The sequence below is a fragment of the Streptomyces sp. NPDC006552 genome (genome assembly GCF_040611655.1).
Taxonomy (GTDB): Bacteria; Actinomycetota; Actinomycetes; order Streptomycetales; family Streptomycetaceae; genus Streptomyces.
Genome location: NZ_JBEXOS010000044.1, coordinates 38,219 through 57,548, shown reverse-complemented (window position 1 = coordinate 57,548; position 19,330 = coordinate 38,219). Strand labels below are relative to the sequence as shown.

Sequence of the window (19,330 nt, the reverse complement as noted above, 5' to 3'; positions counted from 1 at the left end):
TAAATTTTCTCCGTTACTTTCGTCTGTTACGTCTTTTGTCCGCAGCTGCCCGTGTGGCAGCGGGACGGGTGGAGAAGCGCGCCGTGAATGCGGGCCGGTCTTCGATCGAAGCTCCCGGAGATCCTCTTGCGTCTCCGGGGGCCACTACCGAGGACCGGCGGCGGCGAGGGTGCGCTACTCCTCTTCTGTGTCACCAGAGTACAAAGCGTCGGTGACAGTGCGCACGTACGGCAAAGGGAGCGGCCCCCTCAAGAGTGGGAACCGCTCCCCTTCACGCTGTCTTAGCGGGCGCCGGCCGCACCGCGGCGGATGCCGAGGCGCTCGACCAGCGTACGGAAGCGCTGGATGTCCTTCTTGGCCAGGTACTGCAGGAGGCGGCGACGCTGGCCGACCAGGATCAGCAGACCACGACGGGAGTGGTGGTCGTGCTTGTGCGTCTTGAGGTGCTCGGTGAGGTCCGAGATGCGGCGGGAAAGCATGGCGACCTGGACCTCGGGGGAGCCGGTGTCGCCCTCCTTCTGGCCGAACTCGGAGATGAGCTGCTTCTTCGTAGCGGCGTCGAGCGACACGCGTACTCCTCGTAGTCTTCTTCATGGCCACCGAGCGCCCCTGGTCTACATCTCAGGAGAGCTTCCGTAACTCGGAGCCGGGGATCCGCTGGGCGCTGCCCCTGGATCAAGCCGGGGGCGCGTACACAAGCGGCCGTAACACAGCGTACCAGCCGCCGGGAGCGCCCCCGACCGGGTCTTGAGGTGTGCGGTCTCAGCTGGTCATCGCGCGTGCCGACGCGTACACGTCGAAGACGGCGAGGGCCAGCGGGATCAGGGTGAGCAGCACGAACGTCTCGGCGATCTCCAGGAAGCGGCCCCAGAAGGGGGTGACACCGCGCCGGGGGGTGATCAGGCCGATCGCGGTGACGAGGGCGGCGGCGGCGCCGATGGCCGCGGTGACCCAGACCGTACGGATGTCGAGCGCGGTGGTGTCGTTCTTCATGGCGTCGTACACGTACGCCATCGGGGGGTGCAGGGCGAGGCCGAGGCCCAGGAAGACGAGGGCCGCGAGGCCCGCCGCGAGGGTGGCGCCGACCTGGGCGGTGTAGCGGAACAGGTGGGCGCGCATCAGCATGGCGACGCCGGTGGCCAGGGCGAGGAGCTGTCCCCACACGTTCGTGGAGAAGCCGAGGACGATCGAGGCGCCCACGGCGACGAGGGCACAGCCGCCGACGAGGCCGACGAGCAGTTCGTGGCCGCGGCGGGCCTGGGCGGCGACGCGCTCGGCGTCGACGGCCTCGTGCGGGTCGGCCGGTTCGCCCGTGGAGTCGTAGCCCGCGCGCGCGGGGTTGGGCGGCGCGAACCCGATGGGCAGGCGCGCGAACCGCATGGACAGGCCCGGCAGGAAGGCCAGCGCGCTCACCGCGAGCGGCGCGCAGAGGGCGGCCGTCTCGATGGGCCTCAGCTCCGTGAGGTTGGCGATGAAGGTGGTGATCAGGCCGATCAGGGAGGCGAAGACGAACGCCACGAAGGGGCCGTCACCGCCCGGCGAGACCAGGGTGAGGACGACGGAGACGACCAGGACCGCCGCGCAGGCGAGGAGGAACTGGAGGCGGCCGATGCCCTGGCCCGCGGAGAGCGGCAGCAGTCCGGAGCCGGCCGCGGCGATGTTCGGCAGGGCGCCCAGGCCGAGGGCGACGGCCGAGCCGCGGTCGTTGTAGACCCGCGCGCGCACGCACGCCAGGGTGACCAGGAGGAGGCCCGCGACGGCGGCCAGGACGCCCTGGAGGCTGTGCATGTCGTGGCGCAGCTCGGAGTTCCAGGCCACGAAGGCGATCAGGGCGGGGAGGATGCCGCCGGCCACGAGGCCCGCCGCGCGCGTGAGGTCGCCGCTCCACAGGGTGCGGTCCTTGGTGACGGCGGAGGCGACGGCCTCGGAGACGTCGTCGAAGACCGCGGGCGGCAGCGACTCGGAGAAGGGGCGCAGCGTGAGCAGCTCGCCGTCCAGGATGCGCTGCGCGGCGAACGAGCGGGCGCTGTCGAGCACCGTGCCGTCGCGCCGGACGAGGTGGTAGCCGACGGGGGCGCCCTCGGCCGGGCTCTGCTGGGAGAGCCGCAGGATCTCGGGGTACAGGTCGGCGACCGGTACGTCGTCGGGCAGCGCCACGTCGATGCGGCTGTCGGGCGCCACGATGGTGACGCGGCAGAAGCCGAGGCCCGTGCCCGCCGCGGCAGGGGCTCCGGTACCCGTTGCGCCGGCGCGGCCGGTCGGCGCGGAGGCCGTCATGCTCACCTGCTGTTCCCCCTTTTTCCGAAGGCTCTTCGAGACTCTTCCGAAGACTCGGTCGTGCGCGGACGGGCGCGGTGCTGTGCCCGGCACGTCCGTCTGTAAAAATCCTGTGTACGTTGCGCTTCCCGCCCCGCGGGGCCGGTCACACGCGCTTCCCCGGCCGGAATCCGGGCCGGGCACACGTTCCGAACCGTGCGGATTGCCCGGATTTCCCGGGTGGATTCGCCCCTGTTCACGCGTACCACCGGCACCCTACCGCCCGCCGCTGTCAGTGGTTGTCAGTAGGATCGCGAACCGCGATCGACGTCCGCCTGACACGGGGCGGCGGACGGAACAGCTCGGTCCGGCAAGGGAATTGGTGCAGAGTGAGCCACATCGTCGTCAAGCGCCCACCTCGGGCACTGCCGTCCGAGGTGCCCACGGAGGAGGTGGTGCTGCAGCCTCCGCCGGAGCTTCCGCGTGGGCAGCAAGAGGGCGCGCTGATGCAGATCCTGCCCATGCTCGGCATGGGTGGCTCGGTCGTGTTCTTCTTCAATCCCCAGGCCCAGCCCTTCATGAAGATCATGGGCATGGTGATGGTGGCGTCCACGATCGCGATGGGCATTGCGATGCTGGCCCGCTACCGCAAGGGCAACCAGGGACAGATGGCGGACATGCGCCGCGACTACCTGCGCTACTTGTCGCAGACGCGGCGCGAGGCCCTGGGCACCGCCCGTAAGCAGCGCGACGCGCAGTACTACCTGCACCCTTCGCCGGAGCAACTGTGGGCGCTGGTCGCCGAGGGCAGCCGCGTCTGGGAGCGGCGCAGCGGCGACGAGGACTTCGGGCAGGTGCGGGTGGGGCTCGGCCCCCAGGGTCTGGCCACTCCCCTGGTGCCGCCGCAGACCGCCCCGGTCGACGAGCTGGAGCCGCTGACGGCGGGCGCGATGCAGCGCTTTCTCGCCACCCACAGCACGCTCGAAGAGCTGCCGATGGCCGTGTCGCTGCGGGCCTTCTACCACGTGTCCGTGAGCGGAGAGCCGGTGACCGTGCGCGGCTCCGCGCGCGCCCTGGTCGCCTCCCTCGCCTCCATGCACTCCCCCGAGGACCTCGTCATCGCGGTCGCCGCCGGGCGCCAGACCGCACCGGAGTGGGAGTGGGCGAAGTGGCTCCCCCACAACCAGGTGCCCGGGCTCACCGACGGCGCCGGCAGCCGCCGCCTCGTCACGACGGACGCCGGCGAGCTGGAGGAGCTGCTCGGCACCCGTCTGGAGGGCCGACCGCGCTTCCACCCCGGCGGCGCCCCCGTACCGGAGCAGCCGCACGTGGTCGTCGTCCTCGACGGCCTCTCCCTGCCTCCCACCTCACTCCTTGCCAGCCCCGAGGGTCTGCAGGGCGTGACGGTCCTGGAGGTCGTCCCCGGCGACCTCACGACCGGCCGCGGCGACCTCTCCGTCGTCGTCCACCCGAAGGTGCTGCGCCTGGAGTCGGCGCACGGCATGGTCTACGAAGGCACCCCGGACGTGCTCTCGTACGCCGCCGCCGAGGCGCTCGCCCGCCAGCTCGCCCCGCTGCGTATGGCGACGGGCGGCGACAGCGACGACGAACCGCTGCTCGCCAACCTCGAGTTCACCGATCTGATGAACCTGGGCGACGCGGCGACCGTCGACACCAAGCGCACCTGGCGGCCGCGTTCGCAGGCCGAGCGGCTGCGCGTGCCCATCGGTGTCGGTGACGACGGCCGGCCCGTGATGCTCGACCTGAAGGAAGCCGCCCAGGAGGGCATGGGTCCGCACGGTCTGTGCGTCGGCGCCACCGGTTCCGGCAAGTCGGAGCTGCTGCGCACCCTGGTGCTCGGTCTCGCGGTGACGCACTCCTCCGAGACGCTCAACTTCGTCCTCGCGGACTTCAAGGGTGGTGCCACGTTCGCCGGCATGGCCCAGATGCCGCACGTCGCGGCCGTGATCACCAACCTCGCGGACGACCTCACCCTCGTCGACCGCATGGGTGACTCGATCCGCGGTGAGCTCAACCGCCGCCAGGAGATGCTGCGCGACGCGGGCAACTACGCGAACATCCACGACTACGAGAAGGCGCGCGCGGCCGGTGCGCCGCTCCAGCCGATCCCCTCGCTCGTCCTGGTGATCGACGAGTTCAGCGAGCTGCTGACGGCGAAGCCGGACTTCATCGAGATGTTCGTGCAGATCGGCCGCATCGGCCGGTCCCTCGGCGTCCACCTGCTGCTCGCCTCGCAGCGCCTGGAGGAGGGCCGCCTGCGCGGTCTGGAGACGTACCTGTCCTACCGGATCGGCCTGCGGACCTTCTCCGCCGCCGAGTCCCGGGCGGCGCTGGGTGTCCCGGACGCGTACGAGCTGCCGAACGTGCCGGGTTCCGGCTTCCTGAAGTACGGCACCGACGAGATGGTGCGCTTCAAGGCGGCGTACGTCTCCGGGGTGTACCGCACCGGTTCGGCGCGGGTCGCCACGCCCGGCGGGCCCCTTCCGGTGGACCGGCGCCCGGCGCTGTTCACGGCGGCCGAGGTCCCCGTGCAGTACAGCCCGGTGCCGCAGCAGCGCGAGGAGGAGGCGCCGCGCGACGACAAGGACGACGCGCTCGCCGACACCGTGCTGGACGTCATCGTGCGGCGCCTGGAGGCGCAGGGTCCCGCGGCGCACCAGGTGTGGCTGCCGCCGCTGGACAGCCCGCCGTCGCTCGACTCCCTGCTGCCCGGCCTCGCGCCCGTGCAGGGCCGCGGTCTCACGCAGCCCGGGTACGAGGGCGCCGGCCGTCTCGTCGTCCCCGTCGGCCTCGTCGACAAGCCCTACGAGCAGCGCCGTGACCCGCTCTGGATCGACTTCGGCGGCGCGGCAGGCCACATGCAGATCCTGGGTGGCCCGCAGTCCGGCAAGTCGACGCTGCTGCGCTCGATCATCGCCTCCTTCGCGCTGACGCACACGCCGCAGGAAGTGCAGTTCTACGGCCTCGACTTCGGTGGTGGCGGTATGGCCGCCGTCGCCGGTCTGCCACATGTGGGCGGTGTCGCCTCCCGCCTGGACCCGGAGAAGGTGCGCCGTACGGCGGCCGAGGTCTACGGCGTGCTGACCCGGCGCGAGGAGTACTTCCGCACGGCGGGCATCGCCTCCATCGCCGACTTCCGCAACCGCCGCGCGCGGGGCGACATCTCGATGACCGACCAGCCGTGGGGCGACGTCTTCCTGGTCATCGACGGCTGGGGCAACTTCCGTACGGACTACGAGGCGCTGGAGCCGCTCGTCCTGGACATCGCGGCGCGCGGTCTCGGGTACGGCCTCCACGTGATCCTGACGGCGTCGCGGTCCATGGAGGTCCGGGCGAACATGAAGGACCACCTCATGAACCGCCTGGAGCTGCGGCTCGGCGACACGATGGACTCCGAGTTCGACCGCAAGATCGCGGCCAATGTGCCGACGGGTGTGCCCGGACGCGGCCAGACCCCGCAGAAGCAGCACTTCATGGCGGCGGTCCCGCGCATCGACGGCCTGTCGTCGGACACGGACCTGGCCGAGGCGACGTCAGCGCTGGCCGCGGAGGTCACCCGGCACTGGACGCAGCCCGGGGCGCCCGAGGTCCGGCTGCTGCCGCGGGAGTTCCCCGCGCGCCAGCTGCCGCCGGGCGACCGCTTCCCGGAGCGCGGCATCTCCTTCGCGCTCGACGAGGACAACCTCGAACCGGTCTTCGTCGACTTCGACCAGGACCCGTTCTTCCTCATCTTCGGCGAGAGCGAGTCCGGCAAGTCGAACCTGCTGAAGCTGATCATCCGGCAGCTGACGCAGCGCTACAGCGGCGACACCTGCAAGCTGTTCGTGGTCGACAACCGGCGCTCCCTGCTCGATGTCGCCCCGGCCTCGCACCTGGCCGAGTACATCCCGATGTCGAACCAGATGTCGCACCACATGGACGCGCTCGTCGACCTGATGCAGCGCCGTACGCCGACCGCGGACGTGACGGCCCAGCAGCTGCGTGACCGCAGCTGGTGGCGCGGGCCGACCGTCTACGTGATCATCGACGACTACGACCTGGTCTCGACGTCCAGCGGCAACCCGCTCTCGGGCCTGACCGAGCTGCTGCCGTTCGCGCGCGATGTCGGCGTGCGGTTCATCATCGCCCGCTCCACGGCGGGTTCGGGCCGCGCCGGTTACGAGGCCTTCATGCAGCGCATCAAGGAACTCGGCGCGCAAGGTGTGGTGTTGGCCGGCGACCCGAACGAGGGCGACCTCCTCGGCGGGGTGCGGCCGCGGCCGATGCCGCCGGGCCGGGGCACGTTCGTCTCGCGCAAGCGGGGCAAGCCGTTGGTGCAGGTGGGGTTGGAGCAGTAGGGCCGGCCCAGCGGGGTCGAGGGAGGGGCTGCGCCTTGCAGGGTGCGGCCCCTTTCTGGTGGGTCCGCCGTTCGGTGCGGCCCTTTCTGGTGCGGGGGGTCATGTGGAGGGGGCTTTCCGGCGGGACGCATGAGGTGGTGGGCCCGCGCCAAGTAGGGTGGCCGCAGCAGCAGTTCGTACGTCCGGAAGGGGCCGCTCACCATGGCGGATGCACAGGAGCCCACCGCGCGGGAGACTCGGCGGACCGAGACCCCCGAGGAGATGCAGGCACGCAAGGAGCGCGAGAAGAACGAGCTGTACGCGCTCGACATCTCCGGCGTGGAGTGGCACAGCGCCCCGGGTACGGAGCAGCACGAGGAGCGCGTGGAGATCGCGTACCTGCCGGACGGGGCGGTGGCGATGCGGTCGTCGCTGGAGCCGGAGACGGTGTTGCGGTACACGGAGGCGGAGTGGACGGCGTTCGTCCTGGGGGCGCGGGACGGGGAGTTCGATCTGGAGCCGGCCGTGACAAATGGCGGGGCTGCGGGCGAGCAGGAGCAGAAGTAGGCGTCGGCTCAACTCGGGGCGATACCAGTCCCGGGAAGGAACACCTGCCCTCATGGGCCTCACAGCATCGGCAGGCCCCCACGGAAGCTCCAGCCGCCCTTCAGTCGCCCGGGGAGGGCTCGTGCACCCTTTACTGTGCGCGGCCCACCCCGAACGCGCGCCAGGTATAGGCGGGTTGACTCTTGGTTCCCCCGCCTTGCACGGTGCGGCTTCCGAAGAAGATCCTCCCGTGCTCGACGACGATGTCGCTCGTGTCCGGGTCCACCAGAATCGACGCTTCGTGGAACGGAGAGAAGAAGAAATAACTGCTTTCCTTGCCAGTTTTCGGGTCTAGGCCGACCAACTGGGTTGGTGCGAAGGTGTCCGTCCCTACTTTGAGAGCCAGCAGTTGGTCACCGCTCATACGTAGCGGAAAGAGCTCCTGATCCTTGCCCGCATCGAACTTGACTCCCGTGTGCCCGGTCTTCAGATCGAAGGACACGATCGAGTTCGTCTCGTGGGCGACGCCCTCCGTCACCTCACCCGTAGTGATGAAGGCCTGGTCGTCGGAGACAGCGATACGTGAGCACTGATCCACGGCCGAGAACATCAGAGCGTCCTCGGCGCTCGACGAAAGACCGCTCTCACACTTCGCCTCGTAATGGTCGCCCGAGAACCGAATGGTGTTCTGGTACTTCCCCTCCTCATCGAGGGTGATGAGGTCCGACAGATTAGCCTCCCCCGCCGACACAGCAAGAACAACCGGTTCCGCGGAGACGAGATAGACGAAATTCAGGTGCTCGTTCGTCTTGTAGGTCCAGACCGGCCTTCCGGTCTCGAGTGAGATGCGCTGGACCCGGTATTGCGTGCCCCCGTCCCTCGTCTGGCAGTCCAGTCGCAACAGCAGCGCCCGGCCTCCCTTGAATCCAGCCTCCCGACAGGCAGACGTACCGGCCCGCGCCCAGAGCTTCTTTCCGCTCGTCATGTCGTATCCCGCGGACCCGGTGCCATAGGCGACCGCGACCACACCTCTGGCCAGGGAGACGTTGGGATACAGATCGAAAGCGTCTTTCTTCCACGGGACAGATTTCTGCCAGATCCTCTCACCCGTATTGACGTTGAAGAACATCAATTCGGTACAGCGGTGGTCCGCGCCCTTGAAAAGGACAGCGGTACTTCCGCCGACGGTCACACTCTGGGTCCACCCACAGATGTCACCTGAGAGTTGGCGTTGCCAGACGAGCTCATCATCGGCGTCGATTTTGAACCCCTGGATGGCGCCCGCCACGCCCTTCGCCAGCACCTCGTCCGTCGCCCAGGTCCCGGGAGTGGTCCGCATCTCGGCCGGCTTGAGCTTGCTGTCACCGATCGCGGACACCAGTCGTCCAGCACCGCCGGCGGGGCGCCTCTCGACCGTCGCCCTCACCTCGTCGGGCGCCTGCTGAGCGGAGGCATTGTCATAGCGGGACGGCTCACTGCCGTCCTTTGTCCAGACCCCCCGAAGGACCCACCCGACCCCGACCGCCACGACCACGAGGGCCACGGCAAACGAGGCCCAGACCCTGACACGACGGCGCCTCGCACGCTCATCAGCAGCACGCGTCGATTGCGTGAACGGAGACGGCGGCGGGCCGAAGCTCATAAGGGATACCTCTCGCTACATATAAGCCAGGACAGCGAAAGGGTGGGCACCTCCCGCGCGTGCCCACCCCGAGACGACAACTGCTTCCTTTACTGGAAGTAGCCGGCGGCCTTCTTGTCGCCATCCATGTACGTACCACCGGACTGCCCGACGACGTGTCCGATGCCGGTCAGCGCCTGGTGGATGTCGGCGGCTTCCTTGTCCCACTTCTGAAGCTTCTCACCGAAGGTGCCCTGCGCCTCACCGGCCCAGTACTCCTGGCTCTTGACGACCAGCTGCCGCAGCTCCTGGAGATCTGCCTCGAGAGCCTTCGCCTCGTTACCGATCTGGGTCGCCGCCTGGTCGAGCCCGTCGTAGGTTACGAGCAGCCCGTCACCGTTACCGGCCATATTCCTCTACCTCGTCTCGCTCGTGTATGTGCGTCTGACGTACTTCTGCTGTCTTGAGCTCAGCGATTCTCAGTACTTGCTGAGCGAGGAGGCTCCGTCGGTGACGGAGATCTTGCTCACGGACGAGCGCACGTCGTCTTCCGAACTGTCCTTGATGTTGCGCGTCTTGTTCATCGCGTCGATGACATCGGCGAGGATCTTGCCGATGTTCTGCAGAGATTCGTTAATCTCGTACTGCTTCTTGTCGAAGGCGCTCTTACCGATGCCCTTCCACTTTCCCTCCAGGGCATCAATGACACCCTGCAGGTTGTGGACGCGCTTGCGGATACCGTCGTACTTCTCCGACATCTGCTTCTCAAGCTGAATTACTTGCTGGTCTTCGAGCTTCTGCTGCCCGCTGGCCATGGCGCTCCTGCCTTTCCTTAGGTGTGCCTCTAGTCCCAACCGATTCGGTTCGTGCTTCGCTAAAGGCCCGAACCGCTCCCCCGTGGCCCGCCCAAGAAGCGAGGAAACTCCACGGTTGAAAGTCTTACTGGCCGCGCCGCGCCCGCATCACGGCGAACCCGCCGCCCCCGACCACGATCACCGCGGCGATCACGCCGAGCGCAATCCACAACGTGTTGCTGTCACTTGACGTCTTCGCCTCTGATTTTGCCGCTTCAGCGGGGACATCTGAAGCGTTTTGGGTGGGCTGTGACGAGCCTGATGCAGAGGTGGAAGGAGCCGCGTCGGAGCCCGAACCGGCCGTCTTCGTCTGCTCGTTGGTGATGGGATCGATGTCGGCGGTTCCCGGCCGGCCTTCGTTGTGCAGCACGTTGCGCGCGGGCCGGACCAGTCCGTAGCCGAGATACTGGCTCGGCCTCTCCTTCGGCCAGCTGCGGCTTGCGGTGTCGGTCAGGACGCGCAGCACCTGGTTGTTGGTCCAGTCAGGGTGCGCGGACCAGATGAGTGCTGCCGAGGCCGAAGCCAGAGCCGAGGCGGAACTGGTGCCCTTGGCATCATTGCAGTACGAACCGAGGGATGCGTCGCACCACTCCGGGATGTGCAGGCCAGGGGCGGCGAGGTCGACGAAGTCACCATGCTCGGAAAACTTCGCCACCTTCCCCGTCTCGTCGGACGCCGCGACGCCCACGACGTTGTCGTACGCGGCCGGGTAACCGATCTCGTTCTTCTTCTCCGCGTCGTTACCCACCGCGGCGAACAGCAGCTTGCCCTGAGAATGGGCGTACTTGACCGCGGCTTCGGTGTCCGGGTCGACCAGGTCCTGCCCGAAGGACATATTGATGATCTTCGCGTCCGTGTCCGCCGCGGCCCTGATCGCGTCAGCAGGCACGGCCGTCTTCTTCTGCTCGGCCGCGTCCTTCATCTTCGATACCTGGACCCGGAACGGGATGATCTTCGCCCCCGGTGCCAGCCCCTTCAGACCACCGCCCGCTCCCGTGCCGGCGATGAGCTCGGCCATGGTGGTGCCGTGTCCGACGTAGTCCTTGGTCGCCCCGTACGCGACCTTCCGCGGTGTCTCGTCCGAGAGGACCTGCCCCTTCAAGGACGGAGTGCTGTCGCTGGTCCCCGAGTCGATCAGTGCAACCTTGACGCCCTTGCCCGTGCTGACCTTCCAGATCGCATCGGCGTCCATGGCGTCCAGGTACCACTGCTGCGACTGGACGTTCCCTGCAGCCAGGGCGGCCGGGGCAAGCCCACATGACGTACCGGCCACCGCGCCCACCGCGGTGGCCGAAACCGCCAACCGCACAGCGAGACGCCGTGGTACATGTACGCTCCGCCGAGTCCGTCGGCCGATCCCTGACTTCATGGTGCTGTACGTCCTCGCTCGGGAGTTAGTCGATCACCGGCGGCACGTCGCGCCGCGGCTGCTGCGGAAGATGCGTGGCCTCGTCCTCGACGAGGTAGTCAGGCCGCTCGGTGCCATCCTGGTCATCCTTTTCGCGGTCCCGCTGCTTGGACGGGCCACGTACGAGACCTTCACCGCCCGACGTGAATCCGTTACGACCGGCGCGCGCCGCCGATGTCTTCCCGGCCGGGCGCCCCGTCACCGCCTCGGAAGCACCCTGGACCTGGCGTCCGACACCCGAGGAGCGGCCCGCCGTCTCCGTGCCGGGCACGCCCATGACGCCCCGCTGACCGATGCGGCCGGACGTTCCCCGGGAGTTGCTGCCGGGGTTTCCGCCCATGACGGTGCCCGGCGGGGTCCGGGCAGCGCCCGGCCCCGCACCCTTGGGCGCGCTGGGTCGGCCACCGACAACACCGTTTGAGCGAGCCGCGCCCGTGGTCCCCGGCCCTGCGGAACGCGCCGCGTTCGCGCCGTTCGGCTTCGGCGTGCCACCGGTGACGCCACGAGCCGTGCTCGTGGGGCGGCCCCCCTGCATGCCGCCCTGGGCACTCGGCCCGGTGCCGCGGCCCATGGGTGGGTTCGTGCCACGCGCCTGGGGACCCCGCGAGGTACCGGACGGGGTCGAGTTCTGCGCCCGTCCCTGCGCGGTGAACGGCGTCCTGTTCGCGCCGCCACCGAACTTGCCGGTGCCCGCTCCGGGAAGATTGGTCAGCCCCTGTGGGAACGGGCTCGGTGTACCGCTGGGGCCCGGGCCGGTCGGACTCACGGGCGTCTGCGGGCTCGGCGTCGAGGTCGTCGGCGGCGGAAGGGTGCCGACGCTGTTGATCTCGGTGCCGACCGGGCGATCGGGTATCGTGACCGACCCCTGAACATCGTCCGGCGTCACATGCCGTGCCTCGGACACGGCGGGGGTGGTGGAGTCGGCCACGTGCGCGGGAGGCGTGCTTGCGGCAGGGCCAGGCCCGGTCTCGCCACCGCGGCCACTGTTGCCGTCGCTGTAGAACCCACCCGTGGGCTCCGGCTTCGGCACCCCGACATTCGGCATCGTCTCGAACGTCGGCGGCTTCAACGACCCCAGCGTCTCCGCGGAGATCGAGTAGAAGGACGCCAACCGGTTCATCTGGTTGATCGCTTCTTGCCGGTGCTTCTCGACCTTGACGGCTTCGTCGTAGTCGGGGTCACCCGCGGTCCGCTTGTCCGCCGGGAGCGCCTCTGGCTTCACCGCCTTGTGCGAGGGGCGGGTATCCCGTGGCGGCAGCGAACTCTTCACCGAGGCGAGGCCGGTCGCGGCAGCGGCGATCTCCACGCCCGCCGTCTGGACGTACCCGCTCAGGGCGTCGGTGTGGCCCGCGAGCTTCGCGCCCCACTTCTGGAAGGCGACGCCCGCCTCACCCTGGAAGTCGTCACTGGCATGCTTGAGGTTGGTACGCAGCTCGGTGGCCGCGTCGGCCATTGCCTGGCTTGCCTTGAACAGGGCCGTGCCGGCGTTCTCGAGGTCGCTCGGCTTGGTGCCCTCGACCAGGTCGAGCATCGCGTTGAGCCGGTGCTCCTCGAAACGCGTGCTCCCTGGTGTGACGTGGAGGTCCTTCGCGAGCTTATCCGAGACGGAGAATGCACGGTCCGACCCGAACCCGAACGTATCGTGCAGCACACTCATGACGCTCTGGACGCCGTCCGTGACCGCGACCTGCCCCGCCACCCGCTCCTGAGGAGTGGGAGGGGTATCCGGCGTCTTCCCGTCGTTGCCGCTCATTTACTTGTACCCCCCCTTCGACTGCGTCTCGTCGCCGTGCCCCTTGGACGGCTCCGCCGCACGATGCTGGTGGTCGATCTTCGTCTGGATCTCCCAGAAGCGGCGCCGCTGGTCCTCTTCCAGGTTGGCGAACCCGACTTCCGCACCGTGTGAGGCGATGCTCATCGCCTCGATCTGCATGCCCAGCATCTTCGAGAGGGACGTGATGCGGCTGTGCACCTGCTCGTAGCTGAGGTGTAGGACGTCAGCCTCGACGAAGGCCCCGGTCCCACTGGTGACGGCAGTGCGGCTGATCTGGTGGTCACCCACCTTGGCCGAACTGCCGGGCGAACCCTCGAAGTCCTGCAGGATCTTGTCCACCCGCTGCTTAAAGGTCGTGAGGACTTCCGAGCCGACCTTGAGATCGGCCGCTGCAGCCTTCGATACGCCCCCGCCTTCCGCTGGAAGCACGACGCCTTCCTCCCCGTTTCCCCGTAAACTCTCCGGCCGAGAGCGCCGGAGTACCCGCCATACGATCGCAAAGCACGTCAGGCCTTACAACGCACTTACCACTGTAGTCACCCGGTACATCTACTCCAACCGAGCTGTGCTGCAACTCCGTCACGAGACGGCGTCAGGGGCAGTCATTTGCCCTATTCGCCCCGGCCGCGCGTCGAGGCGTGGGATGCGTCGCTTCGGACGCGTGCCGGATCAAGAGAGCCAACTCCGCGACCCAGAGGGCGAGTTGTCCCCGTCGCGGTCTCCTGGCGGACGGCCCGCGAGAAGCCCTCCCGGGGCGGCCGTTCAGCTCTGCGCCGGCGTGGGTGTCTTGTCCGCCTGAATGCCGAAGTTGATCTTATCCCGGTCGACGGAGGTGACCTTGACCGTGACGCCCAAGGTGCTGCCATCCGAGGCCGTGAGCTTGCAGCGAGTGGTGGTACCGACATTGCCCTTCAGGTTCTCGGGGCAGCTGATGTCGGGCTTGGCCTGGCCCGTCGAAGCGGCGAGCTTCTCGGCGACGGTGTCCGCCAGCTTGCCCTTCGACAGCTCCGGCTCGGACTTCCCGTCACTGGCCGAGCCCGAGCAGCCGGCGAGCAGCGCGCCCGCGGTGACGGCCGACAAGGTCCACGTGGCGGCAGTGAGGCGGGCCTTGAGCATGGCAAGTTCCATTCCAGGTGAATCAGGAGGAAAAGATGACAAAGACGAACCGCTCGGGGCCCGCTCGGCCCGCCAGCATATGAGGGTCGCCGGGTCGACACTTGACCTCTTTGTTCGCTAACCGGGCAAATGGCTGCGCTCCACGGAGTCTCTGCCGCATCGGCAGACGATCTTCACTTCCGTGTTGATGCGTACGGCGCCGTGCACTGACCATGCGTACGGCATCACTGCCCCGCCGGTGGACTACCGCACAGCGGGCAGACCGCGGTTCACAGGAGCACACGGTATCCGCAATAATCCCGACCCATGGAACAGCTGGTCGGGATCCTCGTGAAGGTCCTTTTGTTCGCTTTCGTCGTCGGCATGTTCACCCTGGTCATCAGGGCGTTCATCCGCAGCGGCCAGGAGGACAAGAGGATGCGCCGAGACTGGGAGGAGCTGGCGCAGGTCGCGGCGGCGCGCGGCTGGACGCATGAACGGCGTGCGCCCGGGCTGGCCACCGAGTTCTGCGGCGTGGGCCCCATGCCGGGCAGCGGAGACAACCTGACCGCTTGGCATTACGTCACCGGGGAGTTCCGCGGCCGCTCGTTCAAGTGCTTCGAGTACCGGTACTCGAATCCTCTCTCGGGCAGCACCGGGGCCGGGGAGAGCAAGAAGCTCACGATCGAGTCAGTGTTCCTTGTCTCGGTGCCCGGATCGGGACCATACCTCCAGGTGGGACGCCCCGGAAAGTTCGACACGGTGATGGGGCGCGGCGCGAAGACGCTCCTCGGACTGCCCGCATTCGACGCCGCGTTCCGTGTCGACACGGAGGACGAGACTTTCGCTCGCACCATCCTGAGTGACGAGGTTCAGGCCTTTCTGCTGGCGGACGAGCGTGCGAAGAAGAATCCTCTTCGTGTCCGACACGACGAGCTGTTCACCTGGTACACCGGCACACTGTCGCCACAGGCGCTCGAGGACCGGCTTCATTACCTGTGCGATGTGCTGGACCGGATTCCCGCCCAGGCCTGGGCTGCCGCCTGAGAACGCCGAGTGCCCCTTGCCCAGACGCGTGGTCGCCGTGGGGCAGGGGGCGCTGCCGTGCGTTTAACGTTCGGCCGTACCGAACTCAGGTCGCGTCGCCCGGACGGACGGTGCGCAGGAAGTGCCGGAAGTCGCCGATCACTTCACGCATCTGTTTCTGCGTTCCCGTGAGGACGAGTTCGAGCACCGCGCGCTGTGCCGGATTGTGCACGTCCTCCAGACCTAGGAACACCTGGCTCTGGCCCAACTCGATCGGCTCCCCCCGCAGCGTGGTGGAGAGCACGACGTCCTGCGCGATCCCCGGAGCGTCCGTGAGGCCCGGAAGATCGGGCGTGCCGATCTCGGTCTTCTTGAGGACGCGTACGGGGCCGCCCTGCTGGAGGCGGGGAATGGCTTCGTCGGCGATCTGCGAGATGGTGGCGCCGTCGTTGCGCATCCCACCGGAAATGGTGATGTTCGCGGTGAATCCGTCATCGACGGAGTCGGGATGCAGCGCAACGAAGGCGACGTGCGGTGTCCCCACCTCGTCGGGCGGGGCCGCCCGCCAGCCGTCCGGCAGCGAGAATGAAATCTTGACCGGCAACGTGGCCGCCATGATGGTTCCAATCCTTCGGTGAAACTCGGCGCGGGCTCGAACGGGGCTACAACCAGCTGCCGACGGTGCTGTCCCAGGCATCGCCCACCGCGTCGGCGCCGTCCCCGAGCGCGTCGCCGAGCTTCGCCGGATCGACCGTGACATTGAAGCCGACCTTGCCACCGACGCCCACTCCGACACCGACGTCGCCGCCGATGGTGAACTTCCCGTCCTTCACGCCGACATCGGCATGGGCTTCCGCACCCACTCCTGCCCAGGCCTCGCCATTCACACCGGCACCGACACCGGCGACGTCCGCGGAGGCGGAACCGGTCGCCTTGGCGCCGGCGAACGCCTCGGCTCCGGCATGTACGCCGTCCTTGCCCGCGGACAGCTTCACCCCCGCGTCGGCACCCGCGAAGGCCTTCCCCTCTGCCTGTGCCCCGACGATGCCGTACTCCAGACTGCCGCTCGCGGACGCCTGGGCGAGATAGGCGGTCCCGGAGACGCCGGCTTGGAACTGGCCGTTGGTGACGCTCGCGCCGACTGAGCCGTCCACGCCCAGCGTCTGGACACCCGCCTCGTACTTGTACTTGGCGCCGCTCCAGTTGCCTTCACCGTCGATACCGGCGGACCACACACTGGCTTTGCCCGACCACTCAGCGAGCTTGATGCTCCACTCGGTCTTCTTACCGGCCGTCGCGTCGTCGTCGGCTCCGGGCTCCGTAGTGGTCTTGTCCCGCAGGTACCAGTTGCCATCCTCGCCCTTGCCCCACTCCCTCTCGCGGTGACGCGGGTTGTCCTCGGTACCGAACCACGACTTCTTCTCCCTGGCCCAGGCCTCCGGTGCGATGGCACTCTTGCCGACGCCATGGTCCTCGGCCCACTTCTTGGTATCGACTCCGCTGCGGATCCCCGCCAGCCAGCCAGGAGCGTCCTTGGCGTCGCCCGCGAGGCCGTGCAGTTTCCCGGCGAGCTTGTCCGCCTCTTCCTTGAGCTGCTTGCGCGCACTGCTCAGCAACTGCTCGGCGCCCTCGTGGTCGTCGGCCTTCCACTTGTCGATGGCGGTCCCGGCCTGCCGCTGTGCCCAGGTCAGCGTGGTGGAGTACGAGTGAACCGCCTTGGCCGCGTCCGACATCGCGTCGCTCGCGTAGTACCAGTTCTTCTTCTCTTTGCCCAAGGTGGGCCAGAAGGCGTCGCTGGCCTGACCGACCCAGCCTTTGATGCGCAGGTCGCGCAGGCCGTCGCCGATCTCCTCGAACGTGTCCGACCACTTCTTGAGGTCGGTCTCGATGTCGCCGAGCTTCCCGGTTTCCCCTGGGATGAGGTCCTTCGGGTCGTCGGTCGAGCCGAGCGTGGCTGCCATGAGTGCGGAGATCCCCGTTCTTGTTCTTCGAATCCGTTCCTGCGTCAGGGATCTCAGGCCAAGGCCGACTTGACCGTGTTCACCGCGTCCCGGATGGCCTCGTCGGTGTCCTCGTAGTCACCGTTGGCCTTGTCGAGTCCGCTCGCCAGGCCGGCCGCACAATCGGCCAGGAACTCGGCACCCGACTCCCACGTGGCGCAGAACGTCACCAGAGCCGCCGCCGCGTCGTCGTTCCCGATCTTCGCGGCTGCGTCGGCGGGGTCGCCCAGATCCACCTTCTTGACCGGCTTGAGCACGTCCACCATGTCCTTGGCCCCCTGCTTGAGGACTCCTGGACCCACTCCGAGATCACCGGCCACAGCGGCTCCCCCTCTTCTTGTCTCACCTGCTCAGAGCCACATACGCGCCGAGTTCACGAACGCTATCAGCGACCCGGGGCCCCCAAACGTGCCCTCACGGCCCCTTCACGACTCCACCCACACGGTCACCGGGTCTCCCGAAAGGCTCCGGCCGAAGCCGAACGTCAGCACGTCCCTTCCCGCGCCCTCACCCGCATCCGATATGCCAACTCCCGGTACCCGGCGCTGCCTTCACCCCCCGAGATCCCCGGAGGGGTGTAGTCCTGCTTCTTGTAGCGGGACTTCGTCACGTGGAAGCAGAAGGTGCGGTCCGTGTCGTCCGCGGTCAGGGTGAAGTCGCCGTCGCTGTGCGGGGTGCCGGCGAGCGCCGAAGCGTGCACCCCGGACTGCGGGGCGCCGCCGCCTCCGTAGCGGACGACCTTTTCCTCGATGAGTGACTCGTAGTCGTCGAAGTAGGGGGTGTCGTGCGTCAGGGAGGACTCGCGGTACCAGTACCCGTCCAGGTCGTCGGCGGCCCGGTGGGCGGCGCTCGTCAACTCGGCGTCGCTCCACCGGGAATCAGCGTCCGTCGCCCGGGCCTGCGCGCCCTGCCAGACGCAGATCGCCGCCATGGTCAGGAGCACGGCACGCGCCACCGCGAAGGCGGCAGGGGGCAGTTGGCCGCCGGACGGGTGGGTGCGGCGGCGCAGCGCGCTGACCCGGTCCGCCCGCACGCACGCCATCGCCACCAGAACAGCCGCCATAAGGAACAGGGTCGCGGCAAGACCCGTCACGCGCCGCGCTCCGCCCGGGCCCGTCTGCGCCGTGCGTCCCGTACGGCCACCGCCGCGCCCGCGAGGGCCACGACGATCACCACCGCGCCGACCGCCGCGTAGGTGGCCAGGCGGGCGTTGCGTTCGTCGGCCGTCTCGCCGAAGTGGACGGCGGCGAGGTCCGGCGGGTCGACGGTGGTGACGGCCCGGTCGGGGGTCGGGGACTCGATCGGGTCCTTGGGGTCGGCGATCTCGGTGACCGCCTTGACCGGGTCGACGACGCCCCAGCCCACCCGGTTGTCGTGGCCCGGGATGGAACGCTCCGCCGTCTGCTCGATCTGGGCGACGACCTGCTGCGCCGTCCAGTCCTTGTGGTGCTGCTTGAGGAGCGCGGCCACCCCCGCCACGTACGGGGCCGAGAAGCTCGTGCCGTTGTCGGAGCAGTGGCCGCCCTTGGGGACCGTGGAGATCATGTCGACGCCGGGGGCCGCCACGCCGACCGCGGCGTTGGACTGGGAGAAGACGGCGCGCTCGTTGTTGCGGTCCGAGGCGGCGACGGCCAGCACGCCCTTGTAGGAGGCGGGGTAGGTGGCCTTCTGGTTGCCGCCCAGGCCGTCGTTGCCCGCGGAGGCGACGACCACGGCCTTGTGGGCGAGGGCGTTGTTCACCGCCTGCTCCAGCTTGGAGCCGGCGGAGAGCGCCTTCTCCGTGTCCTGGGAGATGTTGATGACGTCGGCCCGCATCTTGACCGCGTGGTCGATCGCCTGGGCCAGTTCGTTCGAGTCGCCGTGGCCCTCGGCGTCGTTCTGCTTGATCGGGATGATCGTGGCGTCGGGGGCGAGGCCCACGAAGCCGGTGTGCTCCTCGTCCTTGCGGGCCGCGATGATGCCGGCGACGCGGGTGCCGTGGCCGACCGTGTCGGTGGTGCCGTGGCTGTTGCCGCGGTCGATCTTCTCGCCCTTGTCGTCCTTCGGGGGCAGGAAGTTGGCGCCGAGCGACTCCGCGACGGCGTCCTTCAGCTGCGGGTTCTTCGTGTCCACGCCGGTGTCGATCACCGCCACGCGTACGCCCTTGCCGGTCGCGGTCGCCCACAGGGCGTCGAGGTTGACGCGTTGCAGCGACCACGGGCGGCCCTTGTAGTCCTTGCCACCGAACGTGCACTCGCCGCTGTCCGCCAGGGCCGGCGCCGCCGGCAGGGCGAGCACCGACACACAGGCCGTCAGCGCGGTGACCGCGATCAGCGCGCCCGGGCGCCGCAGGGCCCGCCCCAGGTACGTCGGCCGCTGCGAGCGCCTCACGTGCTTCACGTTCTCTGTTCCCGGCATCAGTTGGTGACCCCTC

17 protein-coding genes are annotated in these 19,330 nt (G+C 68.5%); 3 read left to right on the top strand and 14 right to left on the bottom strand.

The window, feature by feature from the left end:
- Positions 1-281: 281 nt before the first annotated feature.
- Together rpsO and eccD are read right to left on the bottom strand one after the other, a co-directional pair.
- Positions 282-569: a 30S ribosomal protein S15 gene (gene rpsO, locus ABZY33_RS23935; RefSeq protein ID WP_356493684.1), complete on the bottom strand. Its 288-nt coding sequence runs from the start codon at positions 567-569 to the stop codon at positions 282-284.
- 193 nt (positions 570-762) lie between these two features.
- Complete coding sequence (eccD, locus tag ABZY33_RS23930; RefSeq protein ID WP_356493696.1) at positions 763-2,277, bottom strand: type VII secretion integral membrane protein EccD; 1,515 nt, start codon at positions 2,275-2,277, stop codon at positions 763-765.
- Between the two features lie 368 nt (positions 2,278-2,645).
- On the opposite strand from eccD, the gene eccCa reads away from it, so the two are divergent.
- Positions 2,646-6,614: a type VII secretion protein EccCa gene (gene eccCa / locus ABZY33_RS23925; protein WP_356493683.1), complete on the top strand. Its 3,969-nt coding sequence runs from the start codon at positions 2,646-2,648 to the stop codon at positions 6,612-6,614.
- A gap of 201 nt (positions 6,615-6,815) precedes the next feature.
- Positions 6,816-7,160, top strand: coding sequence for a DUF397 domain-containing protein (locus ABZY33_RS23920; protein ID WP_356493682.1), 345 nt, complete (start codon positions 6,816-6,818; stop codon positions 7,158-7,160).
- Between the two features lie 130 nt (positions 7,161-7,290).
- Here ABZY33_RS23920 and ABZY33_RS23915 read toward each other — a convergent pair whose 3' ends face one another.
- The 7 genes from ABZY33_RS23915 to ABZY33_RS23885 all read right to left on the bottom strand — a co-directional run bounded on the left by ABZY33_RS23915 (position 7,291) and on the right by ABZY33_RS23885 (position 13,912).
- Complete coding sequence (locus tag ABZY33_RS23915) at positions 7,291-8,781, bottom strand: hypothetical protein (protein WP_356493681.1); 1,491 nt, start codon at positions 8,779-8,781, stop codon at positions 7,291-7,293.
- Positions 8,782-8,870: 89 nt separating this feature from the next.
- Positions 8,871-9,170 (bottom strand): WXG100 family type VII secretion target, encoded by a 300-nt coding sequence (locus ABZY33_RS23910; RefSeq protein WP_356493680.1) that lies wholly within the window; start codon positions 9,168-9,170, stop codon positions 8,871-8,873.
- Between the two features lie 69 nt (positions 9,171-9,239).
- The gene (locus ABZY33_RS23905; RefSeq protein WP_356493679.1) at positions 9,240-9,575 is read right to left on the bottom strand and encodes a WXG100 family type VII secretion target; all 336 of its coding nucleotides are present in this window, start codon (positions 9,573-9,575) and stop codon (positions 9,240-9,242) included.
- Between the two features lie 124 nt (positions 9,576-9,699).
- A complete protein-coding gene (locus ABZY33_RS23900; protein WP_356493678.1) occupies positions 9,700-10,806 on the bottom strand; it encodes a S8 family serine peptidase in 1,107 nt (368 codons plus the stop codon).
- Positions 10,807-11,008: 202 nt separating this feature from the next.
- Positions 11,009-12,775, bottom strand: a complete 1,767-nt coding sequence (locus tag ABZY33_RS23895; protein WP_356493677.1) for a hypothetical protein — start codon at positions 12,773-12,775, stop codon at positions 11,009-11,011.
- Entirely contained in the window at positions 12,776-13,225 is a 450-nt protein-coding gene (locus tag ABZY33_RS23890) for a hypothetical protein (protein ID WP_356493676.1), read from the bottom strand.
- Positions 13,226-13,558: 333 nt separating this feature from the next.
- Complete coding sequence (locus ABZY33_RS23885; protein ID WP_356493675.1) at positions 13,559-13,912, bottom strand: DUF4333 domain-containing protein; 354 nt, start codon at positions 13,910-13,912, stop codon at positions 13,559-13,561.
- A gap of 306 nt (positions 13,913-14,218) precedes the next feature.
- Here ABZY33_RS23885 and ABZY33_RS23880 point away from each other — a divergent pair, with 306 nt between their 5' ends.
- Positions 14,219-14,938: a hypothetical protein gene (locus ABZY33_RS23880; protein WP_356493674.1), complete on the top strand. Its 720-nt coding sequence runs from the start codon at positions 14,219-14,221 to the stop codon at positions 14,936-14,938.
- Positions 14,939-15,023: 85 nt separating this feature from the next.
- Here ABZY33_RS23880 and ABZY33_RS23875 read toward each other — a convergent pair whose 3' ends face one another.
- The 5 genes from ABZY33_RS23875 to mycP all read right to left on the bottom strand — a co-directional run bounded on the left by ABZY33_RS23875 (position 15,024) and on the right by mycP (position 19,212).
- A complete protein-coding gene (locus ABZY33_RS23875; RefSeq protein WP_356493673.1) occupies positions 15,024-15,533 on the bottom strand; it encodes a hypothetical protein in 510 nt (169 codons plus the stop codon).
- Positions 15,534-15,579: 46 nt separating this feature from the next.
- Positions 15,580-16,878 carry a putative T7SS-secreted protein gene (locus ABZY33_RS23870; RefSeq protein ID WP_356493672.1) on the bottom strand — a complete coding sequence of 433 codons (1,299 nt, stop codon included), beginning with the start codon at positions 16,876-16,878 and terminating at the stop codon, positions 15,580-15,582.
- 53 nt (positions 16,879-16,931) lie between these two features.
- Complete coding sequence (locus tag ABZY33_RS23865; protein WP_356493671.1) at positions 16,932-17,183, bottom strand: hypothetical protein; 252 nt, start codon at positions 17,181-17,183, stop codon at positions 16,932-16,934.
- 218 nt (positions 17,184-17,401) lie between these two features.
- Positions 17,402-17,980, bottom strand: a complete 579-nt coding sequence (locus ABZY33_RS23860; protein WP_356493670.1) for a hypothetical protein — start codon at positions 17,978-17,980, stop codon at positions 17,402-17,404.
- 26 nt (positions 17,981-18,006) lie between these two features.
- Positions 18,007-19,212 (bottom strand): type VII secretion-associated serine protease mycosin, encoded by a 1,206-nt coding sequence (mycP, locus tag ABZY33_RS23855; RefSeq protein WP_356493695.1) that lies wholly within the window; start codon positions 19,210-19,212, stop codon positions 18,007-18,009.
- Positions 19,213-19,330 lie beyond the last annotated feature (118 nt).

Coding starts and splice junctions, on each gene's coding strand:
- ABZY33_RS23915 (WP_356493681.1), bottom strand. CDS start 8,781: ATGAGCTTCGGCCCGCCGCCGTCTCCGTTCACGCAATCGACGCGTGCT.
- ABZY33_RS23870 (WP_356493672.1), bottom strand. CDS start 16,878: ATGGCAGCCACGCTCGGCTCGACCGACGACCCGAAGGACCTCATCCCA.
- ABZY33_RS23885 (WP_356493675.1), bottom strand. CDS start 13,912: ATGCTCAAGGCCCGCCTCACTGCCGCCACGTGGACCTTGTCGGCCGTC.
- ABZY33_RS23900 (WP_356493678.1), bottom strand. CDS start 10,806: ATGGACGCCGATGCGATCTGGAAGGTCAGCACGGGCAAGGGCGTCAAG.
- ABZY33_RS23905 (WP_356493679.1), bottom strand. CDS start 9,575: ATGGCCAGCGGGCAGCAGAAGCTCGAAGACCAGCAAGTAATTCAGCTT.
- ABZY33_RS23865 (WP_356493671.1), bottom strand. CDS start 17,183: ATGGTGGACGTGCTCAAGCCGGTCAAGAAGGTGGATCTGGGCGACCCC.
- ABZY33_RS23880 (WP_356493674.1), top strand. CDS start 14,219: ATGGAACAGCTGGTCGGGATCCTCGTGAAGGTCCTTTTGTTCGCTTTC.
- ABZY33_RS23895 (WP_356493677.1), bottom strand. CDS start 12,775: ATGAGCGGCAACGACGGGAAGACGCCGGATACCCCTCCCACTCCTCAG.
- ABZY33_RS23910 (WP_356493680.1), bottom strand. CDS start 9,170: ATGGCCGGTAACGGTGACGGGCTGCTCGTAACCTACGACGGGCTCGAC.
- ABZY33_RS23860 (WP_356493670.1), bottom strand. CDS start 17,980: ATGGCGGCTGTTCTGGTGGCGATGGCGTGCGTGCGGGCGGACCGGGTC.
- ABZY33_RS23875 (WP_356493673.1), bottom strand. CDS start 15,533: ATGGCGGCCACGTTGCCGGTCAAGATTTCATTCTCGCTGCCGGACGGC.
- ABZY33_RS23920 (WP_356493682.1), top strand. CDS start 6,816: ATGGCGGATGCACAGGAGCCCACCGCGCGGGAGACTCGGCGGACCGAG.
- eccD (WP_356493696.1), bottom strand. CDS start 2,277: ATGACGGCCTCCGCGCCGACCGGCCGCGCCGGCGCAACGGGTACCGGA.